This is a genomic window from Gluconobacter japonicus (assembly GCF_002723975.1).
GTDB classification, from domain to species: domain Bacteria; phylum Pseudomonadota; class Alphaproteobacteria; order Acetobacterales; family Acetobacteraceae; genus Gluconobacter; species Gluconobacter japonicus.
In genome coordinates this window covers 1-20,416 of record NZ_BEWO01000021.1, presented here as the reverse complement: position 1 = coordinate 20,416, position 20,416 = coordinate 1, and the positions used below count along the sequence as shown (strand labels likewise).

Below are 20,416 nucleotides of genomic sequence, written 5' to 3'. Positions count from 1 at the left end.
CCCAAGTCGAGGAAGCCAGCTCATGTCCAACGTCACCGTGATCGGAACCCAGTGGGGGGACGAGGGTAAAGGCAAGATTGTAGACTGGCTTGCCAGTCGCGCTGATATCGTTGTCCGTTTCCAGGGTGGTCACAACGCTGGTCATACGCTGGTTGTCGGCGATCAGGTCTACAAGCTGTCGCTGTTGCCATCGGGTCTCGTGCGCGGTCAGATCGGCGTTATCGGCAACGGCGTCGTTATCGACCCGAAGGCCCTGATGTCCGAGATTGACCGCGTGACGGCACAGGGCCTGAAGGTCACGCCGGAAACGCTGTGGATTGCCGAGAATACTCCGCTGATCCTGCCGGTACATGGTGCGCTGGATCGCGCGCGTGAAGCTGCTCGTGGTGATCGGAAGATTGGCACCACGGGTCGCGGCATTGGCCCGGCTTATGAAGACAAGGTTGCCCGTCGCGCCATTCGCGTCTGTGATCTGGCTGAGCCGGAGACGCTGGACTGGAAGCTGGACGAAGTTCTGCTGCACCACAACACGCTGCTGGCGGGTCTGGGTGCTGAGACCTTCACGAAGGAAGAACTCAAGGACTTCCTGACGGAAATCACGCCGCGTCTGATGTCCTTTGCCTGCCCGGTCTGGGATCGTCTGGACGAAGCCCGTCGTGCTGGTCGTCGTATCCTGTTTGAAGGCGCACAGGCCGTCATGCTGGACGTCGATCACGGCACCTATCCGTTCGTGACCAGCTCCAACACGGTTGCGGCTGTTGCAGCCTCGGGCAGTGGTGTCAGCCCGTCTTCCATCGGGTTCGTTCTGGGTATTGCCAAGGCATACACAACCCGCGTGGGCGAAGGTCCGTTCCCGAGCGAACTGTTCGATGATGTTGGTCGCACGATCGGTGAGCGTGGTCATGAATTCGGCACGGTCACTGGTCGTCCGCGTCGGTGTGGCTGGTTCGATGCTGTCATGCTGCGTCGTGCCGCCCGCGTTGGCGGCGTGACGGGCATTGCGCTCACGAAGCTGGACGTGCTCGACGGTCTGGAAGAAATTTCGATCTGCGTTGGCTATGAACTGGACGGTAAGAAGATCGATACCTTCCCATCTGCACCCGGTGCACAGGCCCGCGTGAAGCCGATCTATGAGACGATGCCGGGCTGGCAGGAAACCACTGCTGGTGCGCGTTCTTGGGCAGAGCTTCCGGCCCAGGCTATCAAGTATGTGCGCCGGATCGAGGAATTGATCGAAGCACCGGTGACGCTGCTATCCACAAGCCCGGAACGTGACGATACAATCCTGATGCGCGATCCGTTCGAAGACTGATCTCTTTCGAGAATCTCCAATCCGTTAACGAAGCCTCAATTCCTGTCCGGCATAGAGTGTCAGACAGGATTTTGACGGAACGGACATGGATTACATTCAGGGAGACGACAGCCCGGAACTGCTGATCGCAGACCGCTATCTGGTCAATACGACGCAGAAGCAATCCATGATCGGGGGCTGTCCCACCTGGGTTGCACAGGACATTACGGCCACAGGTTCAACCTGGCTGGCGCTGGCACCGTCCATGCCGTCCCCCAGATTTTCAGAGCTGATGTTCTTCCGGCATGAGAGCGTTATTGGCCTCCATGCTCATGAATATCATAACGGTGCCCTTTGGGTGCTGTGTGCTCACCCGCCAGGACCCTCTCTTGCCGAGGGATTGGGTCTGTGGTCGGAAAGTCAGATCATCGACGGTGTTATCCGCCCTATGGCGGATGCTCTCGAAAAGCTGGATACGGCGGGATTGACCTGTCGTGGTATTCGTCCGGAAAATCTGTTTGTCGGGCAGGGACTGCACAAGGTTGTTCTTGGTCCTCTTGGTGTGGCCGCTGGTGCCACGCTTCAACCTGTCCTGTTTGAGCCCTTATGCTCCGCGGCCTGCCACCCGACGGCGCGCGGTGTGGGAACCATCGCCTGTGATGTGTTTTCCCTAGGGGTTCTGGTTCTGTCGCTCTGTATCGGTGAACTGCCGCTCAAAGGGTTATCAGATGCAGAAATCCTCAGGCGTCGCTTTGAACTCGGATCTGCAACGGCTTATATGCAGGGTCATAACGTGCCTGCAGGTCTGGTGTCTCTGCTGGAAGCAATGCTGTCCGACGCACCGGAAAACAGGCCTGGCCCCGGCGATCTGATCACGATTGCGCCTAGTAAACTCTTCTCTCTCCGAGCCGAGATTCCTGCGCGTACGCCTTTGATGATTGGCGGGGTGGAAGTCAGAACGCCGCGTGCTCTGGCGTGGTATGGTGGGAAATACCAAAACGAGTTTCTGTCTCTGCTTCAGCGGAAAATCATCAGCCAGTGGCTCCACCGCGAGCTTGAACTCTCTGTCATGTCCAGCCTGATTGAGCAGGCGGGGGTGGCCTTTCTTCCGTCAGGAGCAAACAAAGCTGTTGATCCGACAACGATGGTCGTCACGCGTGCTATCGCCATTCTGGATCCTGCTGCACCGATGTTCTGGGCGGGGCGCTGGTTTTGGCCTGAAGCTATTCCCCAGATGCTGGCTCATGCGGAGGCAGGAGCGTTTCCGCCTGATGAGCAGCGGAATATCCGTGGAATTGCCAGCTTTCTGATGACCAGTCCGGAGGTTTTTGACGCGCCGACGCTGCCGGCATTACAGGCTACGCAGATTGGAGGTCTTGCTGTTGCAGCTCGCCGAACGGGTGCGAAAGGCATGGAGCAACTCCGGCGTCTGCCCTATGATATGAACGTTTATCAGCCGTGTCTTTCTTCGCGGTGTTTGAAAGAGCGTATTTCTCTTTCAGCGGGTCTGCTCCAATGGCTTAACGGTCATCTTTCAGAAGAAGAAGTTTCTGCCGAAGATATCGGTCGCTCCGGTTTTATGGACGATCAGATGCGGACATTTCTGGAGAGCCATTGTGCCAGACAGGGGATTGTCCCTCTGGCTCAGTCCCAGAAAGCTGGATTGCCATCATGGCTGGCAGACCTGACTCTTCTGGCCGCAGCGCAGCGCCGTTTTGACAAGGAGGCGCTGAGCTCTATTGCCAGACGTGCGCTTCCACTGCTCGAAACAGAGCTTAAACAATGGCGGAGTAGAACGGCCCGTGCAAAGCGAAGGGCCAAACTGTCCCAGTTGGCTGAGGCGGGAAACCTTACGAGATTTCTTGATAACGTCAACGATCCTGCCGGGCTGCAAAAAGATCGCAAAATGGCACGGCAGGCTGAGGTCGAAATCGCCCATCTTGAGCAAATTCTTGAAGATGAGCCCAACCGTAAGGCCGTTCACGAAAAGCAGGCGAGAAACGCAGGGGAATTCTTTTCTCTGCTGGTCGGGATTGTTGTGTCCATGGCCAGTATCTGGCTGGAGTTCTGTCAATGAAAGAGGCGGCAGTGCGCGAGCGGGAAGGCAGGATGGCCTTCAAGTGGTGGCACGGTCTGATTCTTGGCCTGTTGCTGGCCTATGTGCCCGGTAGTCTTCTGGTCGGTGGTGTTTTGCTGCTTCCGCTGGTGGTGCTGCATTTCGTTGATCCCGATGCTGACCGTCAGCGCATGATGATTGTTCTGTTCTATCTGGGGGCTGTAATGGTTCATCCGCTGAGGACTGCGTGGTTGGCCCATGGCGACTGGCAAACCTGTGTTCAGCAGATTACCCAGCCGATCACCTTGATTTTGGACTGGATGGCCGTCGGGGTTGCATGGCTGGTTGCTGAAGCTTCGGCGATCGGGGCAAGGCTGTGGTATGCTGATTTCGCACGCAGGGAGCGCAGGGCGATCGAAAAAAGGATCGCCGCCCTGCGTGACGAATGGCTTGATACAGGGGCTAAGGACAAAACCTGAAACGCCTTTCGGGGCCTTAGGTGTGTTCGCCACTCTCCGGCTGACTCTCGACAAGTCGCGACGCCAGATCGCCTGCAGCCCCGCCAACCAGGCCACGGGCATAATCCTGCGCCGAGAAGGGGCGCAGATCTTCAACCTGCTCACCGACCCCGACCATGTGGACGGGCAGTTTGAACTGTTCTGCGAGAGCTACGACAATGCCGCCGCGCGCTGAGCCGTCCAGCTTCGTTACGATCAGTCCGGTGACATTCACCAGTTCCCGGAACACGCGAACCTGTTCGATGGCATTCTGGCCTGTCGTTGCATCCAGAACCAGCAAAACGGAGTGTGGCGCCGTTTCGTCAAACTTCCGCATGACACGGATAATCTTGGCCAGTTCCTCCATCAGGGCACCCTTGTTATGGAGGCGGCCAGCCGTGTCGATCAGGAGAAGGTCTTTGCCGTCTTCGGTTGCACGTTTGATGCCGTCATAGGCCAGACCAGCGGCGTCGGCGCCATGCTTGCCTGCGATGACGGGCACGCTGGAACGCTGTCCCCAGACCTGAAGCTGCTCGACGGCTGCCGCACGGAAGGTGTCTCCCGCCACCAGCATAACGGATTTGCCTTCGTCGCTGTAATGGCGCGCCATTTTCCCGATGGTTGTGGTTTTCCCCACGCCGTTGACGCCAACGACGAGGACGACGTGTGGCTTTTTCTTCGGATCGGGCTCAAACGGAACAGCTACAGGCTCCAGAACACGAGCGATCTCTTCCGCCAGCGCATCGCGGATTTCATCGCTCGTGACGTCTTTGCCAAAACGTGAGCTGCGGAAGCTTTCGATGACGCGTTCTGCCACAACCGGGCCGAGATCCGCTGCGATCAGTTCGTCTTCGAGTTCTTCAAGAGCAGCATCATCCAGCTTGCGATGCGTGAACACGGCACCGAGACGTGAACTCGAGCGCGAAAGACCCTGTTTGAGTCGTGAGAAAAATCCAGCCATGAACGGGAGTTCGGACAGCTCAGGCCGGACGTCAAGTGTTGAACCGCGTTTTCGTGCGGTTATTGAGGGGTGTTCGGCTTTTTAGCGATGTGCTGCCAAGGTTGTTTGCAGGATTTGCGTGTTGCCCATCCCGGCAAGGCCGTTGCTCATCACCGATCTTCAGAAATCTTCCAATGTCCAAGAAGTTGCCCGTCTGACAGGGTATGGATTTCGATTGGAAGGATGCTTCCACGAAGGAAAGTCGGGAGATCATCTGCCAGACGGACAGGCGCAAATTCAGCCGAATGTCCACGGTTCGGGGTTTCGATCAGAACATCCAGGGTCCGACCGATAAACCGGGCGAGGAAGGCATCCCGGTTGGTGTCTCCGGCTTCCCGAAGACGGGCCGCACGGGCCTGACGTTCTCCATTCGGGACGGCGGGCATGCGTGCGGCAGGGGTGCCGGGACGTTCGCTGTAGGGGAAGACATGCAGGAAAGGGATGGCCTGCTCTTCGATGAAAGAGAGCGTTTCCTCAAAGAGAATATCTGTCTCTGTCGGGAACCCGGCGATCAGATCTGCTCCGATGCCAATATCCGGACGGAGGACGCGTGCATGGCGAAGCATAGCGGCGACGCGCGTCGTATCATGGCGACGCTTCATTCGCTTGAGAATCAGGTCGGAACCAGCCTGCAAGGACAGATGCAGATGTGGCATAAGACGCGGTTCGTTTTCCAGCAGCCACCAGAGATCTTGGTCACCCGTTTCAGGGTCAAGAATCACTGGATCGATCGAGGACAAGCGCAGGCGCTCGATTTCGGGTACGGCTTTCAGGAGTGTCCGGCACATTTGTCCCAGACCTTCGCCGCTATCGCCTTGCCATGAAGCGATGTCCACGCCTGTCAGGACAATTTCACGGTGTCCATTCTCTGTCAGGGCGCGTGCACGGGCGATGGCTTCCGCGGTTGGCGTGGAGCGAGAGTCCCCGCGCCCATAGGGGATGATGCAGAACGTACAGCGATGATCGCAGCCCTGCTGCACCTGAAGAAGTGCCCGGGCATGACGGGAGGGCGGTAGATCAGACCGCTTATCCCCCCATGTCGCGGGTTTGAGTTTGTCGGCATTGGGCACTACGCGGATGACGCCGGGTAAGTCCATCCATCGTTTTGCATCAATTTCAGAGGCACACCCCGTGACCACGATTTTTGCCTCGGGGCGTTCGCGGTGTGCCCGGCGGATGGCCTGTCTGGCCTGACGCTCGGCCGTTGTCGTCACGGCGCAGGTATTCACGATGATCGTGTCTTCCTGCCCACGGGCATGGTGGGCCATGCCGTCGCTTTCATGCGCGTTGAGACGGCAGCCGAACGTCAGGACAGACGGCATGCTCACGGCAGTTCGCCGTGAAAGACTGTTGTGGCGGGGCCGGTCATGAGAACGTCGCCGTTGTCGTGCCATGTGATGCATAGGTCCCCACCATCCATGGTGACGACACAGGTGCGCTCCGCCAGACCACGACGCACGGCATTGACGACCGCCGCGCAGGCTCCCGAGCCGCAGGCCAGCGTCAGGCCCGCGCCGCGCTCCCAGACGCGCAGACGCATATGGGTTGGTGTGATGATGTCTGCAAAGCCGATATTGGCGCGCTGTGGGAAGAGGGGGGAGTTTTCAAGCGAAGGTCCGAGGTCTTCCGCACGGGAGACGTCTCCAAAGACGGTCGCATGCGGGTTCCCCATGGAACAGGCGGCGGCATCGTGAAGCGGGAGATGCAGGGTGTCGCACTCGCGGGCGAGAGGAATATCCTGCCAGTCAAAGCGCGGCTGGCCCATGTTCACCGTAATCAGATCGCCGTCCTGGGACGTTGGCAGAAGACCAGCACTCGTCTGAAGCGTTGGATTTCCGCCTACGAAGACAGACACACACCGTGATGCATTGCCGCACGCACCGGATTCCGAGCCGTCAGCGTTGAAGAAGCGCACCAGAACGTCTGCGCCCTCTGCCGTCGGAGGGGAGAGGACGACAAGCTGGTCGCAGCCAACGCCGAACCGCCGATCGCAGAGCTTCTGGATGATCTCAGTATTGAGGGCCGGGGCAGTTTCGCGGCCGTCAATGATGATGAAATCATTGCCCAGGCCGTGCATCTTGGTGAAGGAAAGGGTCATGGTGGGGCCTCTCATAGAGCATCCTGCGGGTTGACGCACGAGGAACATACCCTCATCTCCACAGGCCAGTCAGGAGGAGATGGATCATGAGCAGCACAGAAAAAGTTGATGGGTTTCATGAAGCGGCGTTCACGCGCGTCAATAATGAGCCCGATACGATCTTCTATGCGCAGCGTCTCCCGGATTCGCTGATGGATATGGGGGCACGCACGGCTGTGACGGCCCTTTATCAGACGTCTCTTCCTGTTGGTGGGGCAGTTCTGGATCTGATGGCGGGCTCTCTCAGCCATTACCCTGAGGAGGCCCATTTTCAGGATGTGATCGGGCTTGGCGCCTCAAAAGCGGCTCTGGATACGAATCCTGTTTTGAAAACGCGTATCGTGCAGGATCTGAATGCGGATCCCATTCTACCTTTTGAGGATGACAGTCTGGATGTCATTACGCTGTGTGATGGTATCGCCTACCTGACCCAGCCTTTGACTGTTCTGGCGGAAGCACTGCGCGTTCTGAAGGAAGGGGCCCCTCTGATCGTCACGTTCTCGGACCAGTTTCATCAGCAGAAGGCTGTCGCCATGTGGCAGGCGCTGGAGCCGGAAGATCGCGCACGTCTTGTCAGCATCCTGCTTTCCCGCGCCGGTTTTGCCGAGCTGGACACGGGCGAAGTGGTTCCGCCGGAGGATCTGACTGCGTGGCGGGATACGGTCCGGGCCGTTGTTGGACGCAAGCCGAGAGCCTGAATCTGACTGATTCGCAGGTTGACATGCGTTACTTCTGGCATTTGTGGACAGAAGTCTTTATGCAGCGGCATCCCAGCCGCCGCTTTTTGCCGTCGGCGTGACGTTTGCCGAGTGTTCATCAAATATGCCTTTCCCCGATACTCATCCTGCCCTTGGGCGCGCCCTGGCGGCGCGCGGCTACGAACAGCCAACTCCCGTTCAGGAAGCCGTTCTGCAGCCAGGGCTGGAGGATCGTGATCTTCTGGTTTCCGCCCAAACGGGCTCAGGCAAGACCGTAGCCTTTGGTCTGGCCATCGCGCCGACGCTGCTGGGTGAGGCTGATCGCCTCCCGCCGTCGCCGCAGCCAATGGCTCTGGTTATTGCCCCGACGCGTGAACTGGCCCTTCAGGTCCAGTCCGAACTTGAATGGCTCTATGCCGAGACCGGTGCCCGCATTGCGAGCTGCATTGGTGGCACGGATGCCCGCCGTGAAGCCCGCGATCTCAACCGTGGCGCCCATATCGTCGTTGGGACGCCGGGCCGCCTGTGTGATCATCAGTCCCGTGGTTCTCTTGACCTGTCCGGTCTGCGTTGCGTCGTGCTCGATGAAGCTGACGAAATGCTGGATATGGGCTTCCGTGACGAGCTGGAACAGCTTCTGGATGCGTCTCCGGCCGAACGCCGCACGCTGTTGTTCTCCGCTACGATTGCCCGTGAAATTGCCTCTCTGGCCAAGCGCTTCCAGAAAGATGCCAAGCGCATCGATACGGTTTCCGGCGCCAAGCAGCATTCTGACATTACCTATCGTTGCGTCGTAACGGCCCCGCAGGAAATCGAGCGTTCCCTCGTGAACGTTCTGCGTTTCTACGAGAGCCCGACGGCCATGGTGTTCTGCAACACCCGTATGATGGTTGGTCAGGTGCAGGCCGCTCTTCTGGAGCGTGGGTTCGCCTCCGTCGCAATTTCCGGTGAGATGGGGCAGAACGAGCGTAGTCGCGCGATCGAGAGCCTGCGGTCCGGTCAGGCTCGTGTCTGTGTTGCGACTGACGTTGCAGCCCGTGGCATTGACGTTCCGGCGCTGAATCTTGTCATTCATGCCAGCATCCCGACGGCGTCTGAAACGCTGCTGCACCGTTCCGGCCGTACGGGGCGTGCAGGTCGTAAGGGCACCAGCGTTCTTATGGTGCCGATGAACCAGCGCCGTCGCGCTGAGCGTCTGCTGGCCATGGCTCGCGTGAATGCTGAGTGGGAAGCCGTTCCGACGGCTGCGGCGATTGCCGCCCAGGACACACAGCGTCTGCTCGAAGATCCAATTCTTGCCAACGCCTCGGAAGAGACGACGGATGAGCTGGTTCTGAAGCTGGCCGAAACCTATGACGCCAAGAAACTCGCAGCGGCTCTGGTGGAAATGTATCGTGCCCGCCTTCCGCAGGTCGAGCAGATCCGTCCGATGTCTGTTGACGCTCCGAGCAGCCGTGGTGAACGCGGCGAGCGTGGGGAACGTGCTCCACGTGAAGAGCGCGTTGTGTCCGGTCAGTGGTTCAAGATGGGCGTTGGCCGTACCGAGCGTGCCGATCCGAAGTGGCTGATCCCGCTGATCTGCCGTCTTGGCAATGTCCAGAAGCGCGACATTGGCAGCATCCGCATTGAGCAGGATCAGACCTACTTCCAGATTACGGATGAGAGCGTCGAGCGCTTCAAGTCCTGTGTTGCTGGTGCCGAGCCTGATGAAGTGACGATCGAGCCATCTGCTGAGCCTGCTGGCGGCGGTTACGGTGCGCGTGGCCGTAATCCAGGTGAAGGCAAGCGCTTTGGTCGTCCCGGTGGCGGCGGTGGCTTCAAGGGTGGTCCGCGCTCCGGCGGCGGCGGTGGATACAAGGGCCGTGGCGGCTCTGGTTTCAGCCGCTCGAAGGCTGGCGGTCCAACCGGTGAAGGCACGAGCCGCAAGCGTCGTTCCTGATTCTGACGACCAGACCAAACTGAAAAAGCCCCGCCGGATGATTTCGGCGGGGCTTTTTCTTTTCAGGGCTTCTTGGAGTCTTCTGCAAGGAGCGTGTCGCGTGCAGTTCGTAACGCATCGGAGAGTTTTTCTTCCGGGACTTTGAGATGCAGCCCTTCAAGGACCTCTAGCAAAGCCTCCGCGACCATGAGTCTGGCAGCCCATTTATGATCTGCAGGAATGATATGCCATGGGGCTTCGGGTGTTGCCGTGGCTTGAATGGCGGCTTCGTAGGCTTGTGTGTAGTCCGGCCATTTCTCACGTTCAGCAAGATCGGAAGGCGAGAATTTCCAACGCTTTTCGGGATGTGTCAGGCGTTTGAGAATACGTTTCTTTTGTTCGTCTGCCGAGATGTGGAGAAACAGCTTCAGAACAACGATATTCTGGTGCGTCAGGTAACTCTCGAAATGTCGGATATCGGACAGCCTTTTATCCCAGAAGCCGGGAGTATCCGGGTCAAGCCCACGGGCTCTGACGAAATCGGGATGAACGCGGGCAATCAGAACGTCTTCGTAGTGGCTGCGATTGAAGACAGCAATTTCACCGCGTGCGGGGGCCATCAGGTGGACACGCCACAGATCGTCCCGTTTTTCCGCAGGACCGGCTGGCGTCTTGAAGGACGTGAGATGAAAGCCCTGAGGGTTCAGGCCCGAAAAGGCATGGCGAATTGCGCCGTCTTTGCCAGCCGTATCCATGCCTTGCAGTACAACCAGAATGCCGTGAGAGCCATGGGCGGCAAGCCGCCCCTGCAAAATGGTCATCCGATCCACACAGTCCCGGATGCGGGTATGCGCGCTCTTCTTGTCATGCCCGACCCGGTCGTCGGTTTTGAAGTCAGAGAGATGAAATTTGCTACCGTCCGTGATTTTCAGACGGGATGGAATACCACTTTCAGCCGACATGTCGGTTCACCGCCAGTCCACCCGAAGCCTGACAGACAGGCATAATTTCCATTGTGTTGACGTTCATGTGCCAAGGCAAACCGATCAGCCAGGAGACGGTTTCGGCAATATCTTCGGGTGTCAAAGGCGTCGTGTCTTTATAGACGGCGGCGGCTTTTCCGTCGTCCTTCAGGCGGACATTGCTAAATTCGCTGCCGCCGCACAGGCCGGGTTCAATATCCGTGACGCGAATGCGTTTGCCGAGAAGATCCGTGCGGAGATTCTGGCTGAACTGGCGGACGAAGGCTTTCGTGGCGCCATAGACGTTACCGCCCGTGTAAGGATAGGTTCCCGCAGTGCTGCCCAGTGTCAGGACATAGCCTGAATTACGTTCCACCATGCCGGGAAGAAGCGCGTGGGTAATTTCGATAAGCCCGGAAATATTGGTGGCGATCATGGTTTCCCAGTTTTCCACCTTGGCTTCCTGAGCAGGTTCCATGCCGAGGGCGAGGCCAGCATTGTTCACGAGAACATCTACGATCTGCCAACCTTCAGGCAGACTTTCTGGCAATGCGCGCAGCGCTTCCTTGTCGGTCATGTCGAGCGGAAATGGCAGCAGAGCGTCTCCCAGTTCCTTGTGAAGCGTTTCAAGCCGCTCGGCGCGTCGTCCTGTGGCAATGACACGGTGGCCATCTCGTACCAGGCGGGTGGCGATGGCGTGTCCGAAGCCTGCGGTGGCGCCGGTGACGAGAACAGTCAGGGACATGGGGACCTCCATAAAACTCTCAAGAGGGGAACGCTTGCAAAGAGACAAGAGATGCACCCATCTTTAAGGAATGAAGAAAACACTCACCGGACAGAATGACAACCTGACAGGCATGCTTCTGGTCGCTGCTCCGCAACTGGCGGAAACGGTTTTTGCCCAGAGCGTGATCTATCTGTGTGCACACTCCCCTGAAGACGGGGCAATGGGACTCATCATCAACCGTCGTCTGGCTCAACCGGGCCTTGATGATCTTTTCGCACAGTTGGGGATTGAACCCAGTCCGCCGGAACGCCGTATTGCCGTGTGTATGGGGGGGCCGGTCGATCACTCCCATGGTTTCGTTCTGCACTCGACGGACTGGACCGGTGAGGGCAGTCTGGGCGTCAACGATCATGCAACGCTGACAGCCAGTCTGGATGTGTTGCGGGATCTGGCGGCAGGGCGTGGCCCGAAGCAGGCTCTCATGGCTTTGGGGCATGCCGCCTGGGGGCCGGGACAGTTGGAGGAAGAGATCCTGCGCGATAGTTCCTGGTTTGTGGCGCCTGCCAGTGACGAGATTGTTTTCGGACTGGATCATGCGAAGAAATGGCGCAAGGCTCTGGCCGCCATCGATATTGATCCTCTGCTGCTCTCTGGAGCGGTCGGGGAAGCCTGATTTTTGAGAAGGACACTGAAAACCGTGAACCAGACAACACGCATCCTGCATATCTACGAGCACTGCCCGTTCTGCGTGAAAGCTCTCATGATTTTCGGATTAAAGGATATTCCTTTCGAGCGGCGCGTCTTCCTGAATGATGATGAAGCCGGTCCGATCAGCATGGTTGGCCGGAAAGTCGTACCAATTCTGGAAGAAAACGGGCGTTATATGTCCGAGAGCATGGATATTGTGTCTCATATCGACGGGCTTGGCGCACCGCTTCTGACAGGGCCGGTGCGACCAGAGATCGCGGACTGGCTGAAGGCGGGAAGCCGTGCGACATATCGTCTTTTCCTGCCGCGTGCTGTCTGCACACCGTTACCTGAATTTGCGACGACGTCCGCCCGCGCCGGTTTCATTCGACGCAAAGAAGAGTCAACTGGGGCGTTCTGGGAAATTCTTGCAGATGGGTCCAAGGAAATTGCTGAACTGAATGCCCTGCTAGAAAAACTGGCATCGTTGATCCAGTCGCCGGAGGCCGTGAACGGCACTCTTTCCACAGATGATATTCATCTGTTTGCCCAGTTGCACAGCATGTCTTTGATCAAGGGGCTGCGTTACCCGCTGGAAGTGGAAGCCTACCGTCAGGTCATGTCTGAAAAGTCGGGTGTTGATCTTCTGGATTTGTTTTCTGTTTAGGTTCGTTAAGTGTGCGTCTGCTTGACGCATGGGCATTGAACGGTTCTCCGTAAAGAGTGGAAACTGCGGCCTGACTAGGCATAAAGGGCAAGCACGGTTACGCTTCCGTATCTGATTCAGGAGATACGGCGGATGCGGAAAAATATCGGAATGGTGCTGTCACTGGCCCTGATGGCGGGGAGCGCAATGGCGGCAGCACCAGACCATCAGGATGCAGCGCATCAGGCTCTTGATCTTGCGGAAAAGTCCATCGCTCTTCGTTCTGTCGCGGGAGATGCTAACCAGACGCCCAAGGTGGCCTCTCTTTTCCGAGACGCCTTGGTTAAGGGAGGTTTTGCTCCCGCAGACGTCGTTATCACCCCTTATAAAGACACGGCGTATCTCATTGCGCGTTGGCCAGGCAGTGATCCCGCTCTGAAGCCTCTGGTCATTTCCGGTCATATGGATGTGGTGGAAGCCAAGGCATCTGACTGGACGCATGACCCGTTCAAGCCTCAGATCGAAAACGGATATCTGCTCGGGCGCGGTTCAACCGACATGAAGCTCGATGATACACTGGCGATTGCCGCGCTTCTGGAGCTGAAAAAGGAAGGCTACAAACCGCGTCGTGACATCATTCTCGAGTTCTCGGGCGATGAGGAAACGACGATGGCGACTGGCGCTATCATTGCAAGCAAGCTGGCCAATGCGGAACTTGTCCTGAATATGGATGGCGCGAATGGCACGCTGGATGAAAAGACCGGCAAGCCCGATTACTTTACATGGGAAGGTGCGGAGAAGACCTACGCTGATTTCCGCCTGATTGTGACCAATCCGGGTGGCCATTCTTCTGAACCACGGGCGGCTAATGCGATTGATGAGCTTGCGGCTGACCTGCTTCACATTCAGCAGCACCGCTTCAAGCCGGAACTGAATGATCTGAGCCGGAGCTATTTCGTTAATGCAGCCCGGTGGCAGAAGCCGGATATTGCGTCGGCCATGAAAGCGTTTGCGGCCAATCCGTCTGATGAAAAAGCCATCCGCACGCTTTCTGCGGACCCGTCCTTCATCGGACGGATTGGAACGACCTGCGTCGTGACCATGATTGATGGCGGGCACGCTTTGAATGCGCTTCCCCAGCGGGCGACGGCGAATATCAACTGCCGTATTTTTCCCGGTCACTCTCGGGCAGCCATCATGGAGGAGCTGCGTCAGGCCGCTCATGATCCGGGTATGACGATTGAAGATGTAACGGAAGGCTCTGTGGAAACCGCAGCATCCCCGATGCGACCGGATGTCGTGCAAGCCATTGAACATGGCATGCACGTTGCTTATCCAGGGGTTCCGGTTTTTGCGGCCATGTCTTCAGGGGCGAGTGACAGTATGTGGTTTCGCTCTCATGGCGTGCCGAGCTACGGGATCAGCCCGATTTTTATCAAAAACTCTGACTCGTTCATGCATGGTTTGAATGAACGCACGCCTGTATCGGCCATTGCTCCGGCGATGGAAGATCTTTTGGTGTTGATTCCGGACCTGTCTCACTGACAAGAGAACAGCGTCTTCGAAAAGGTCAAAGACGCTGTTTTTTTCAGAAGGCTCAGGGGTTCAGAACGTCACCCAGAAAGTCTGCCCGTCTCTGCGTGACGCGGGCCCGGAGGATAGGGTCTGGCAGCATATGCGTGCCGGGCAGAAGCAGAAGATTGTAGGGCTTTCCCGCTTTCAGGAGGGCCTGCGTCAGCTTCATCGTGTTTTCGAAATAGACGTTGTCGTCCGTCAGGCCATGCATAAGCAGGAGTGGGCGCTTTAATTGATCGGCATACGTCAGGACGTTGCTTTTACGATATCCGTCCGCGTCGTTCTGAGGCGTGTCGAGATAGCGTTCGGTATAGGCGGTGTCATAATCCGCAAAATCGACCGGCGGGGCGCCTGCAACGCCGACCTTGAAAACATCCGGTCGGCGGATTGTCGCCATGGCGGTGAAATAGCCACCGAAAGACCATCCGTAGACACCAACGCGTGTCAGATCGAGTTCAGGGTAGGTTTTGCCGAGCGCCTGAAGGCCGTCGATCTGATCCTGAAGAGGCGCATCAATCAGGTTGCCTTTGATGGCGCGCTCGAAATCATGATCCCGGCCGGGTGTGCCGCGCCCGTCAAGCGTGACGACAACATAGCCCTGATTGGCGAGGCACTGCTCTTCCATGAAGCTTGATGGCGTGTCGTGCACAAGTTTGACGCCCGGACCGCCATAGACGGACAGCACGACGGGGTAGCGATGTCCTTTCTGGAAATGCTCTGGCCGGATGACGGCTGCATCCAGCTGGCGCTCGCCAGCGGTTGTGAACTGAACATGGACGGGAAGGTGAGGGGGCTGTGCAACGCCGGGCAGGGTGGCGAGGATCTTGCCTTTTGCATCGCGGAGCATTGTGCGGCGGGTGCCATCAGCAGACGCGAAGCTGTCGATCATCAGGCGGTGAGCGCCCGATGTGAAATGGATGGTGTGGGTGCCTGGTTCTGTCGCAATGGGCGTTGTTTTGCCGTCGGTCAGCGAGATACGGACAACCTGAGTGTCGATCCGGTTCGGTCGTACCGTAACGACGATACTGTTGCTGTCAGCGTCATAATCATTGAACGCGACGTAAGGTGTCGTGTCTGGAGTAAGAACCCGCTTCAGGGAGCCATCGGCAGCATGATGTTCAAGCTGCCAGGTTTTTCCGCGCTCGGAAGCCCACAGGAAGCCCTGTCCGCCATTCAGAACAACCGGGAGAGCCCGCGCACCGGCTGCTTCCCGTGGGTTCAGGTTCAGCCATGTCTTGTCTGCCTCTGCAAGCAGGACTGAGGTTTTTCCGGTTGCAAGATCGACGGAAAGAACCTGTTCCTGCGTTTGCTGTCGGTTCAAGACAACAAGAAACAGGCCACCGTTCTTCCGCCAGACAGTACGGGCCATGTAAGGCCATGCATCATGGTCCCAACTGATCCAGCGTGTCTTGCCGCCCTTGGCACTGATGAGGCCGAACCGTGTCCGGGCATTGGGGGTCCCGGCACGGGGATAGCGAAACTCGACAGGAGCAGCCTGCGGCGTTTCCGGGTTGGTGATGTAGTGTTTTTCAACCGGGCTGGAATCCGCTTCTTCGAACAGGATCGTCTGGCTGTCCGGGGACCACCAGGCACCGTCTGGCCGTTCCAGTTCCTCTGCGGCTGCAAATTCGGCAAGGCCATTTGTCAGGGTTGGCGTGCCTGTTGTGGTCAGGCGCGTTTGGGCACCGCTGACGAGATCGACGGCGTAGAGATCATTATCGCGAACGACAGCGATGGTCTGCCCGTTTGGGGACAGGCGCGGGGCAATCCAGTTTCCATCAATGGAAGAGACGCGCCCGTCATCGGTGGCGATCCGGATGAGGCGACCTCCCTGAGAGGCCAGAATTGTGCCGCCGTCTTCGCTCATCTGATAGTCCGTAATGCCGGACATGGATTGTCGGGCACGCTCGCGCCGGGCTTTTTCTTCTACCGACAGGTGTTCCGGGCCGGCTTCGGGAGCGGCCAATTCGTGGAGAGTGTGATCCGGGAGATCATAGCGGAACAGGTGCAGGCGTGTATCGAACGGGCCGGAGCGCAGGAACAGAACGGAATGTCCATCCGGGGTGACTTCGGCGTGGTTCGGCAGTCCAAGCGTGCCGTTTCGTGTTTTGGCAAGATCGACCATGCAGGCGGCCGGTTCGGCGGCTTGGGCCGGCAGGGCAGCCAGCAGGGACGGAAGAAACACGCAGGACAGCAAGGCTCTGCGGAGACGGAATGACGGCATGGCGGCTCCGGATGGAAGGATTTTGACATCAATCATGGACCGGCCTGCCGATCCTGAACAGAGTGTCTTCCAGCGAGATGCCGGGTTGCTCACGATTACGGGAGCAGGACGGAATTTACCGGGACTGATGCGCCAGTGAGGTGTTGTCTGTCATGGTGTGTCTCAGAAGAGGAACCTGATGGATATGCAGTATCGTCAGCTAGGCCGTTCTGGCCTCAAGATTTCCGCACTCAATTTTGGCTCTGTCACATTTGGGGGGCAGGGAGATTTCGCCTCGACAGGGAATGTAGATGTTTCAGAAGCCACCCGTATGGTGGACCTCTGCGTCGAGCATGGGGTGAACATGTTCGATACCGCTGATGCTTATTCGGGCGGTGAAGCTGAAGAAATTCTAGGGCGTGTTCTGAAAGGGCGCAGCAGGGAGCTGCTTGTGACCAGCAAGGTTCGGTTCCCGACGGGGAAGGGGCCTAATGAACAAGGGTTATCCCGACATCACATTCTCAATGCCTGCGAAGACAGCCTGCGTCGGCTGGGTCGCGATCATATCGACCTCTATTATCTGCATGAATGGGACGGCCTGACGCCGGTTGAGGAAACGCTGGAAGCGCTTCAGACCCTCCGGGATCAGGGCAAGATCCGTTATGCGGGCATTTCCAACTTTGCAGGCTGGCAGGCCATGAAGCTTCTGTCTGCGGCAGAGCGGGATCGGTTGATTACACCTGTGTCCGAGCAGATCTATTATTCTCTGGAAGCGCGAGACGCCGAGTATGAACTGCTGCCGCTAGCAGTGGATCAGGGCTTGGGTGTTCAGATCTGGAGCCCGCTGGCCTGTGGGTTGCTGACGGGTAAGTATCGTCGCGGAAAGACCGCCCCAGCCGATAGCCGCCGTATCTCGGGATGGCCGGAGCCGGAAGTCCGGAATATCGAAAAGCTCTATGATACCGTCGAGGTTCTGGTCGAGATCGCGGAGGAGCATGATGTTTCAGCTGCTCGGGTGGCGCTGGCATGGCTGCTGCATAAACCGGGCGTGACGTCTCTGGTCATTGGTGCGCGTAAGGAAAGCCAGCTTTTGGATAATCTGGCAGCGGCTTCGCTCCGTCTGACCAAGGCGCAGGTTGCGCGGCTGGACGATGTCAGTGCGCCTGATCTGATTTATCCATACTGGCACCAGCAACGAAACGCCTTTGATCGGCTGTCAGAGGCTGACATGGTGTTGCATGGGCCTGCGAAACGTCATCGGGAGGCTCTTGAAACGAAAAAATGAGTGCCTAAATATTCATCACCGGTCGTCGCCTTCGGGGGCGACCGAGACATCATATGCCGCCGATACGGGGCATGAGAGGACATATCAGAATGGACATTCAGAAGTTTACGGAACGCAGCCAGGGTTTCCTTCAGGCTGCACAAACCATTGCCCTTCGGGATTATCATCAGCAGTTGACGCCGGAGCATTTGCTCAAGGCCCTGCTGGATGACGAACAGGGCGCCGCTTCTGGCCTGATCCGGGCAGCAGGTGGCGATCCGAAAGTTGTTCAGGCCGCCAATGATGCGGCGCTTGCCAAACTGCCGAAAGTTCAGGGCGGTGGCGCTGGCCAGCCACAGGCCACACCTGATTTCGTGCGTCTGCTGGACTCCGCCGAAGCCGCAGCAAAGAATGCAGGCGACAGCCATGTTGCGCAGGATCGACTGCTAGTGGCGATTGCCGCCAGCAATTCTCCGGCAGGTAAGGCGCTCGTTGACGGTAAGGCTGATGCCAGTGCGCTGGAGCGTGCTGTTGCCCAGATCCGCAAAGGTCGCACTGTGACCAGTGCTTCTGCTGAAAACACGTTTGACGCCTTGAAAAAATATGCTCGCGATGTGACGGCGGTGGCGCAGGCTGGCAAGCTTGATCCGGTTATTGGTCGTGATGAAGAAATTCGTCGGGCTATTCAGGTTCTGGCGCGCCGCAGCAAGAACAATCCGGTTCTGATCGGTGAGCCAGGTGTGGGTAAAACCGCGATCGTTGAAGGTCTGGCCCTGCGTATCGTCAACGGCGACGTGCCTGAGGCTCTCCGGAACAAGAAGCTGATGTCGCTCGACATGGGCGCTTTGATTGCCGGTGCGAAATTTCGTGGTGAGTTCGAGGAACGTCTGAAGGCTGTTCTCAAGGAAGTTGAGACTGCAGAAGGCGAGATCATTCTCTTCATTGATGAGATGCACACGCTGGTCGGCGCTGGCCGCTCCGATGGTGCGATGGATGCATCCAACCTCATCAAGCCGGAACTGGCCCGCGGTACGCTTCACTGTATTGGTGCGACCACACTTGATGAATATCGGAAGTACATTGAAAAGGACGCAGCTCTTGCCCGTCGCTTCCAGCCGGTTTTCGTAGGCGAACCATCCGTCGCGGATACGATTTCGATCCTGCGTGGCATCAAGGAAAAGTACGAGCTTCATCATGGTGTTCGCATCACGGATAATGCCATCGTTTCCGCCGCGACGCTTTCCAACCGTTATATCACGGATCGCTTCCTGCCGGATAAGGCCATTGATCTGATCGACGAGGCTGCCAGTCGTCTGCGGATGCAGATCGACAGCAAGCCGGAAGCTTTGGATGAGCTTGATCGGCGCATCATTCAACTGAAAATCGAGCGTGAGGCCATCCGCAAGGAAGACGATACGGCGTCGAAGGATCGGCTGCAGGCTTTGGAAGCCGAACTGGCTGATCTGGAAGAGCAGTCCGATGCGATGGGCGCCGAGTGGCACGCTGAAAAGGATCGCGTCAACGCCATCCAGAAGCTGAAGGAACAGCTGGATACAGCGCGTTCCGATGTCGATGTGGCGCAGCGGCAGGGCAATCTCGCCAAGGCATCCGAGCTGATGTACGGCCTGATCCCGAACCTTGAAGCCCAGATTGCCAAGGCTCAGGAAGAAGAAGATGCAGCCTCCAAGTCAGGTCTGTTCGCTGACAGTGTGACAGAGCAGGGCATTGCTTCGGTTGTATCCCGCTGGACGGGTATTCCGGTAGATCGCATGCTGGAAGGCGAACGCGCCAAGCTCATGCGGATGGAAGACACCCTGCGTGATCGTGTCGTTGGTCAGGAGCAGGCGCTTGTTGCTGTTTCGAATGCTGTTCGTCGTGCCCGTGCAGGTCTTCAGGACCCGAACCGCCCGATTGGTTCGTTCCTGTTCCTTGGCCCAACGGGTGTTGGCAAGACCGAACTGACGAAGGCGCTGGCCCAGTTCCTGTTTGATGACGAAAAGGCCCTGCTGCGGATCGACATGAGTGAATTCATGGAGAAGCATGCGGTGTCCCGTCTGATCGGTGCGCCTCCGGGTTACGTTGGTTACGACGAAGGTGGCGTGCTGACGGAAGCGGTTCGTCGTCGTCCGTATCAGGTCATCCTGTTTGATGAGGTGGAGAAGGCCCATGAGGACATCTTCAACATCCTGCTTCAGGTTCTTGACGATGGTCGCCTAACAGATGGTCAGGGTCGTGTGGTGGATTTCCGCAATACGATCATTGTTCTGACGAGCAACCTTGGCTCGGATGTTCTGGCCAATCAGGAAGATGGTGAATCGCCGGATCTGGTTCAGGCTCAGGTCATGCAGGTCGTGCGTAATCACTTCCGGCCGGAGTTCCTGAACCGTCTGGATGAGATCATCCTGTTCTCCCGTCTGCAGCGTGCAGACATGGGGCGGATTGTCGATATTCAACTCAGCCGCCTGCGGCAGCTTCTGGAAGATCGTAAGATCACTCTGGAGCTGGATGAGAAGGGGCGGGAATGGCTTGCTGAAGCCGGATACGATCCCGTCTACGGTGCACGGCCTCTGAAGCGCGTGATCCAGCGTAGTCTTCAGAACCCGCTGGCAGGCCTGTTGCTGGATGGGACCATCCGCGACGGGGACACTATCCACGTCTCTGCCGGTGAGAAGGGGCTGACGATTAACGGTCATTCCGTCTCGCAAGACTGAGTTCTGCGGAAAACCGGGACTTTCAGAAGAAAAGCCAGATTTTT

16 protein-coding genes are annotated in these 20,416 nt (G+C 57.8%); 10 read left to right on the top strand and 6 right to left on the bottom strand.

Annotation, left to right across the window (positions count from 1 at the left end):
* The first annotated feature begins 22 nt into the window (after nt 1-22).
* From GJA01_RS12135 to GJA01_RS12125, 3 genes are all read left to right on the top strand, one after another.
* On the top strand, nt 23-1,312 hold the full coding sequence (locus GJA01_RS12135; protein WP_062503053.1) for an adenylosuccinate synthase: 1,290 nt from the start codon (nt 23-25) through the stop codon (nt 1,310-1,312).
* A gap of 85 nt (nt 1,313-1,397) precedes the next feature.
* Complete coding sequence (locus GJA01_RS12130; RefSeq protein ID WP_062503055.1) at nt 1,398-3,368, top strand: serine/threonine-protein kinase; 1,971 nt, start codon at nt 1,398-1,400, stop codon at nt 3,366-3,368.
* Nucleotides 3,365-3,826 (top strand): hypothetical protein, encoded by a 462-nt coding sequence (locus GJA01_RS12125; RefSeq protein ID WP_061929608.1) that lies wholly within the window; start codon nt 3,365-3,367, stop codon nt 3,824-3,826. The genes GJA01_RS12130 and GJA01_RS12125 overlap by 4 nt, the downstream gene beginning before the upstream one ends.
* A 16-nt stretch (nt 3,827-3,842) precedes the next feature.
* Here the strand turns inward: GJA01_RS12125 and ftsY are convergent, their stop codons facing one another.
* The 3 genes from ftsY to dapF form a co-directional block, all read right to left on the bottom strand.
* Nucleotides 3,843-4,805 (bottom strand): signal recognition particle-docking protein FtsY, encoded by a 963-nt coding sequence (gene ftsY / locus GJA01_RS12120; RefSeq protein ID WP_062503057.1) that lies wholly within the window; start codon nt 4,803-4,805, stop codon nt 3,843-3,845.
* A gap of 149 nt (nt 4,806-4,954) precedes the next feature.
* The gene (locus GJA01_RS12115; RefSeq protein WP_062503059.1) at nt 4,955-6,172 is read right to left on the bottom strand and encodes a MiaB/RimO family radical SAM methylthiotransferase; all 1,218 of its coding nucleotides are present in this window, start codon (nt 6,170-6,172) and stop codon (nt 4,955-4,957) included.
* A complete protein-coding gene (gene dapF, locus GJA01_RS12110) occupies nt 6,169-6,942 on the bottom strand; it encodes a diaminopimelate epimerase (RefSeq protein ID WP_062503073.1) in 774 nt (257 codons plus the stop codon). The genes GJA01_RS12115 and dapF overlap by 4 nt, the downstream gene beginning before the upstream one ends.
* A gap of 86 nt (nt 6,943-7,028) precedes the next feature.
* Here dapF and GJA01_RS12105 point away from each other — a divergent pair, with 86 nt between their 5' ends.
* The gene (locus GJA01_RS12105) at nt 7,029-7,679 is read left to right on the top strand and encodes a class I SAM-dependent methyltransferase (RefSeq protein WP_062503061.1); all 651 of its coding nucleotides are present in this window, start codon (nt 7,029-7,031) and stop codon (nt 7,677-7,679) included.
* 124 nt (nt 7,680-7,803) lie between these two features.
* Nucleotides 7,804-9,618 carry a DEAD/DEAH box helicase gene (locus GJA01_RS12100; protein ID WP_062503075.1) on the top strand — a complete coding sequence of 605 codons (1,815 nt, stop codon included), beginning with the start codon at nt 7,804-7,806 and terminating at the stop codon, nt 9,616-9,618.
* Nucleotides 9,619-9,680: 62 nt separating this feature from the next.
* Here the strand turns inward: GJA01_RS12100 and GJA01_RS12095 are convergent, their stop codons facing one another.
* Nucleotides 9,681-10,559, bottom strand: a complete 879-nt coding sequence (locus tag GJA01_RS12095; RefSeq protein WP_062503063.1) for a PPK2 family polyphosphate kinase — start codon at nt 10,557-10,559, stop codon at nt 9,681-9,683.
* Nucleotides 10,549-11,304 carry an SDR family NAD(P)-dependent oxidoreductase gene (locus GJA01_RS12090; RefSeq protein ID WP_061929623.1) on the bottom strand — a complete coding sequence of 252 codons (756 nt, stop codon included), beginning with the start codon at nt 11,302-11,304 and terminating at the stop codon, nt 10,549-10,551. The genes GJA01_RS12095 and GJA01_RS12090 overlap by 11 nt, the downstream gene beginning before the upstream one ends.
* A gap of 70 nt (nt 11,305-11,374) precedes the next feature.
* Between GJA01_RS12090 and GJA01_RS12085 the strand changes: the two genes are divergently transcribed.
* From GJA01_RS12085 to GJA01_RS12075, 3 genes are all read left to right on the top strand, one after another.
* On the top strand, nt 11,375-11,959 hold the full coding sequence (locus GJA01_RS12085; protein WP_062503064.1) for a YqgE/AlgH family protein: 585 nt from the start codon (nt 11,375-11,377) through the stop codon (nt 11,957-11,959).
* A gap of 24 nt (nt 11,960-11,983) precedes the next feature.
* Nucleotides 11,984-12,640, top strand: a complete 657-nt coding sequence (grxB, locus tag GJA01_RS12080; RefSeq protein WP_062503065.1) for a glutaredoxin 2 — start codon at nt 11,984-11,986, stop codon at nt 12,638-12,640.
* 132 nt (nt 12,641-12,772) lie between these two features.
* The gene (locus tag GJA01_RS12075) at nt 12,773-14,164 is read left to right on the top strand and encodes a M20/M25/M40 family metallo-hydrolase (protein WP_062503067.1); all 1,392 of its coding nucleotides are present in this window, start codon (nt 12,773-12,775) and stop codon (nt 14,162-14,164) included.
* Nucleotides 14,165-14,216: 52 nt separating this feature from the next.
* Here the strand turns inward: GJA01_RS12075 and GJA01_RS12070 are convergent, their stop codons facing one another.
* Nucleotides 14,217-16,454, bottom strand: a complete 2,238-nt coding sequence (locus GJA01_RS12070; protein WP_062503068.1) for a S9 family peptidase — start codon at nt 16,452-16,454, stop codon at nt 14,217-14,219.
* A 148-nt stretch (nt 16,455-16,602) separates the two neighbouring features.
* Here GJA01_RS12070 and GJA01_RS12065 point away from each other — a divergent pair, with 148 nt between their 5' ends.
* The gene (locus tag GJA01_RS12065) at nt 16,603-17,682 is read left to right on the top strand and encodes an aldo/keto reductase (RefSeq protein ID WP_062503078.1); all 1,080 of its coding nucleotides are present in this window, start codon (nt 16,603-16,605) and stop codon (nt 17,680-17,682) included.
* Nucleotides 17,683-17,771: 89 nt separating this feature from the next.
* Nucleotides 17,772-20,372, top strand: coding sequence for an ATP-dependent chaperone ClpB (gene clpB / locus GJA01_RS12060; RefSeq protein WP_023943489.1), 2,601 nt, complete (start codon nt 17,772-17,774; stop codon nt 20,370-20,372).
* Nucleotides 20,373-20,416 lie beyond the last annotated feature (44 nt).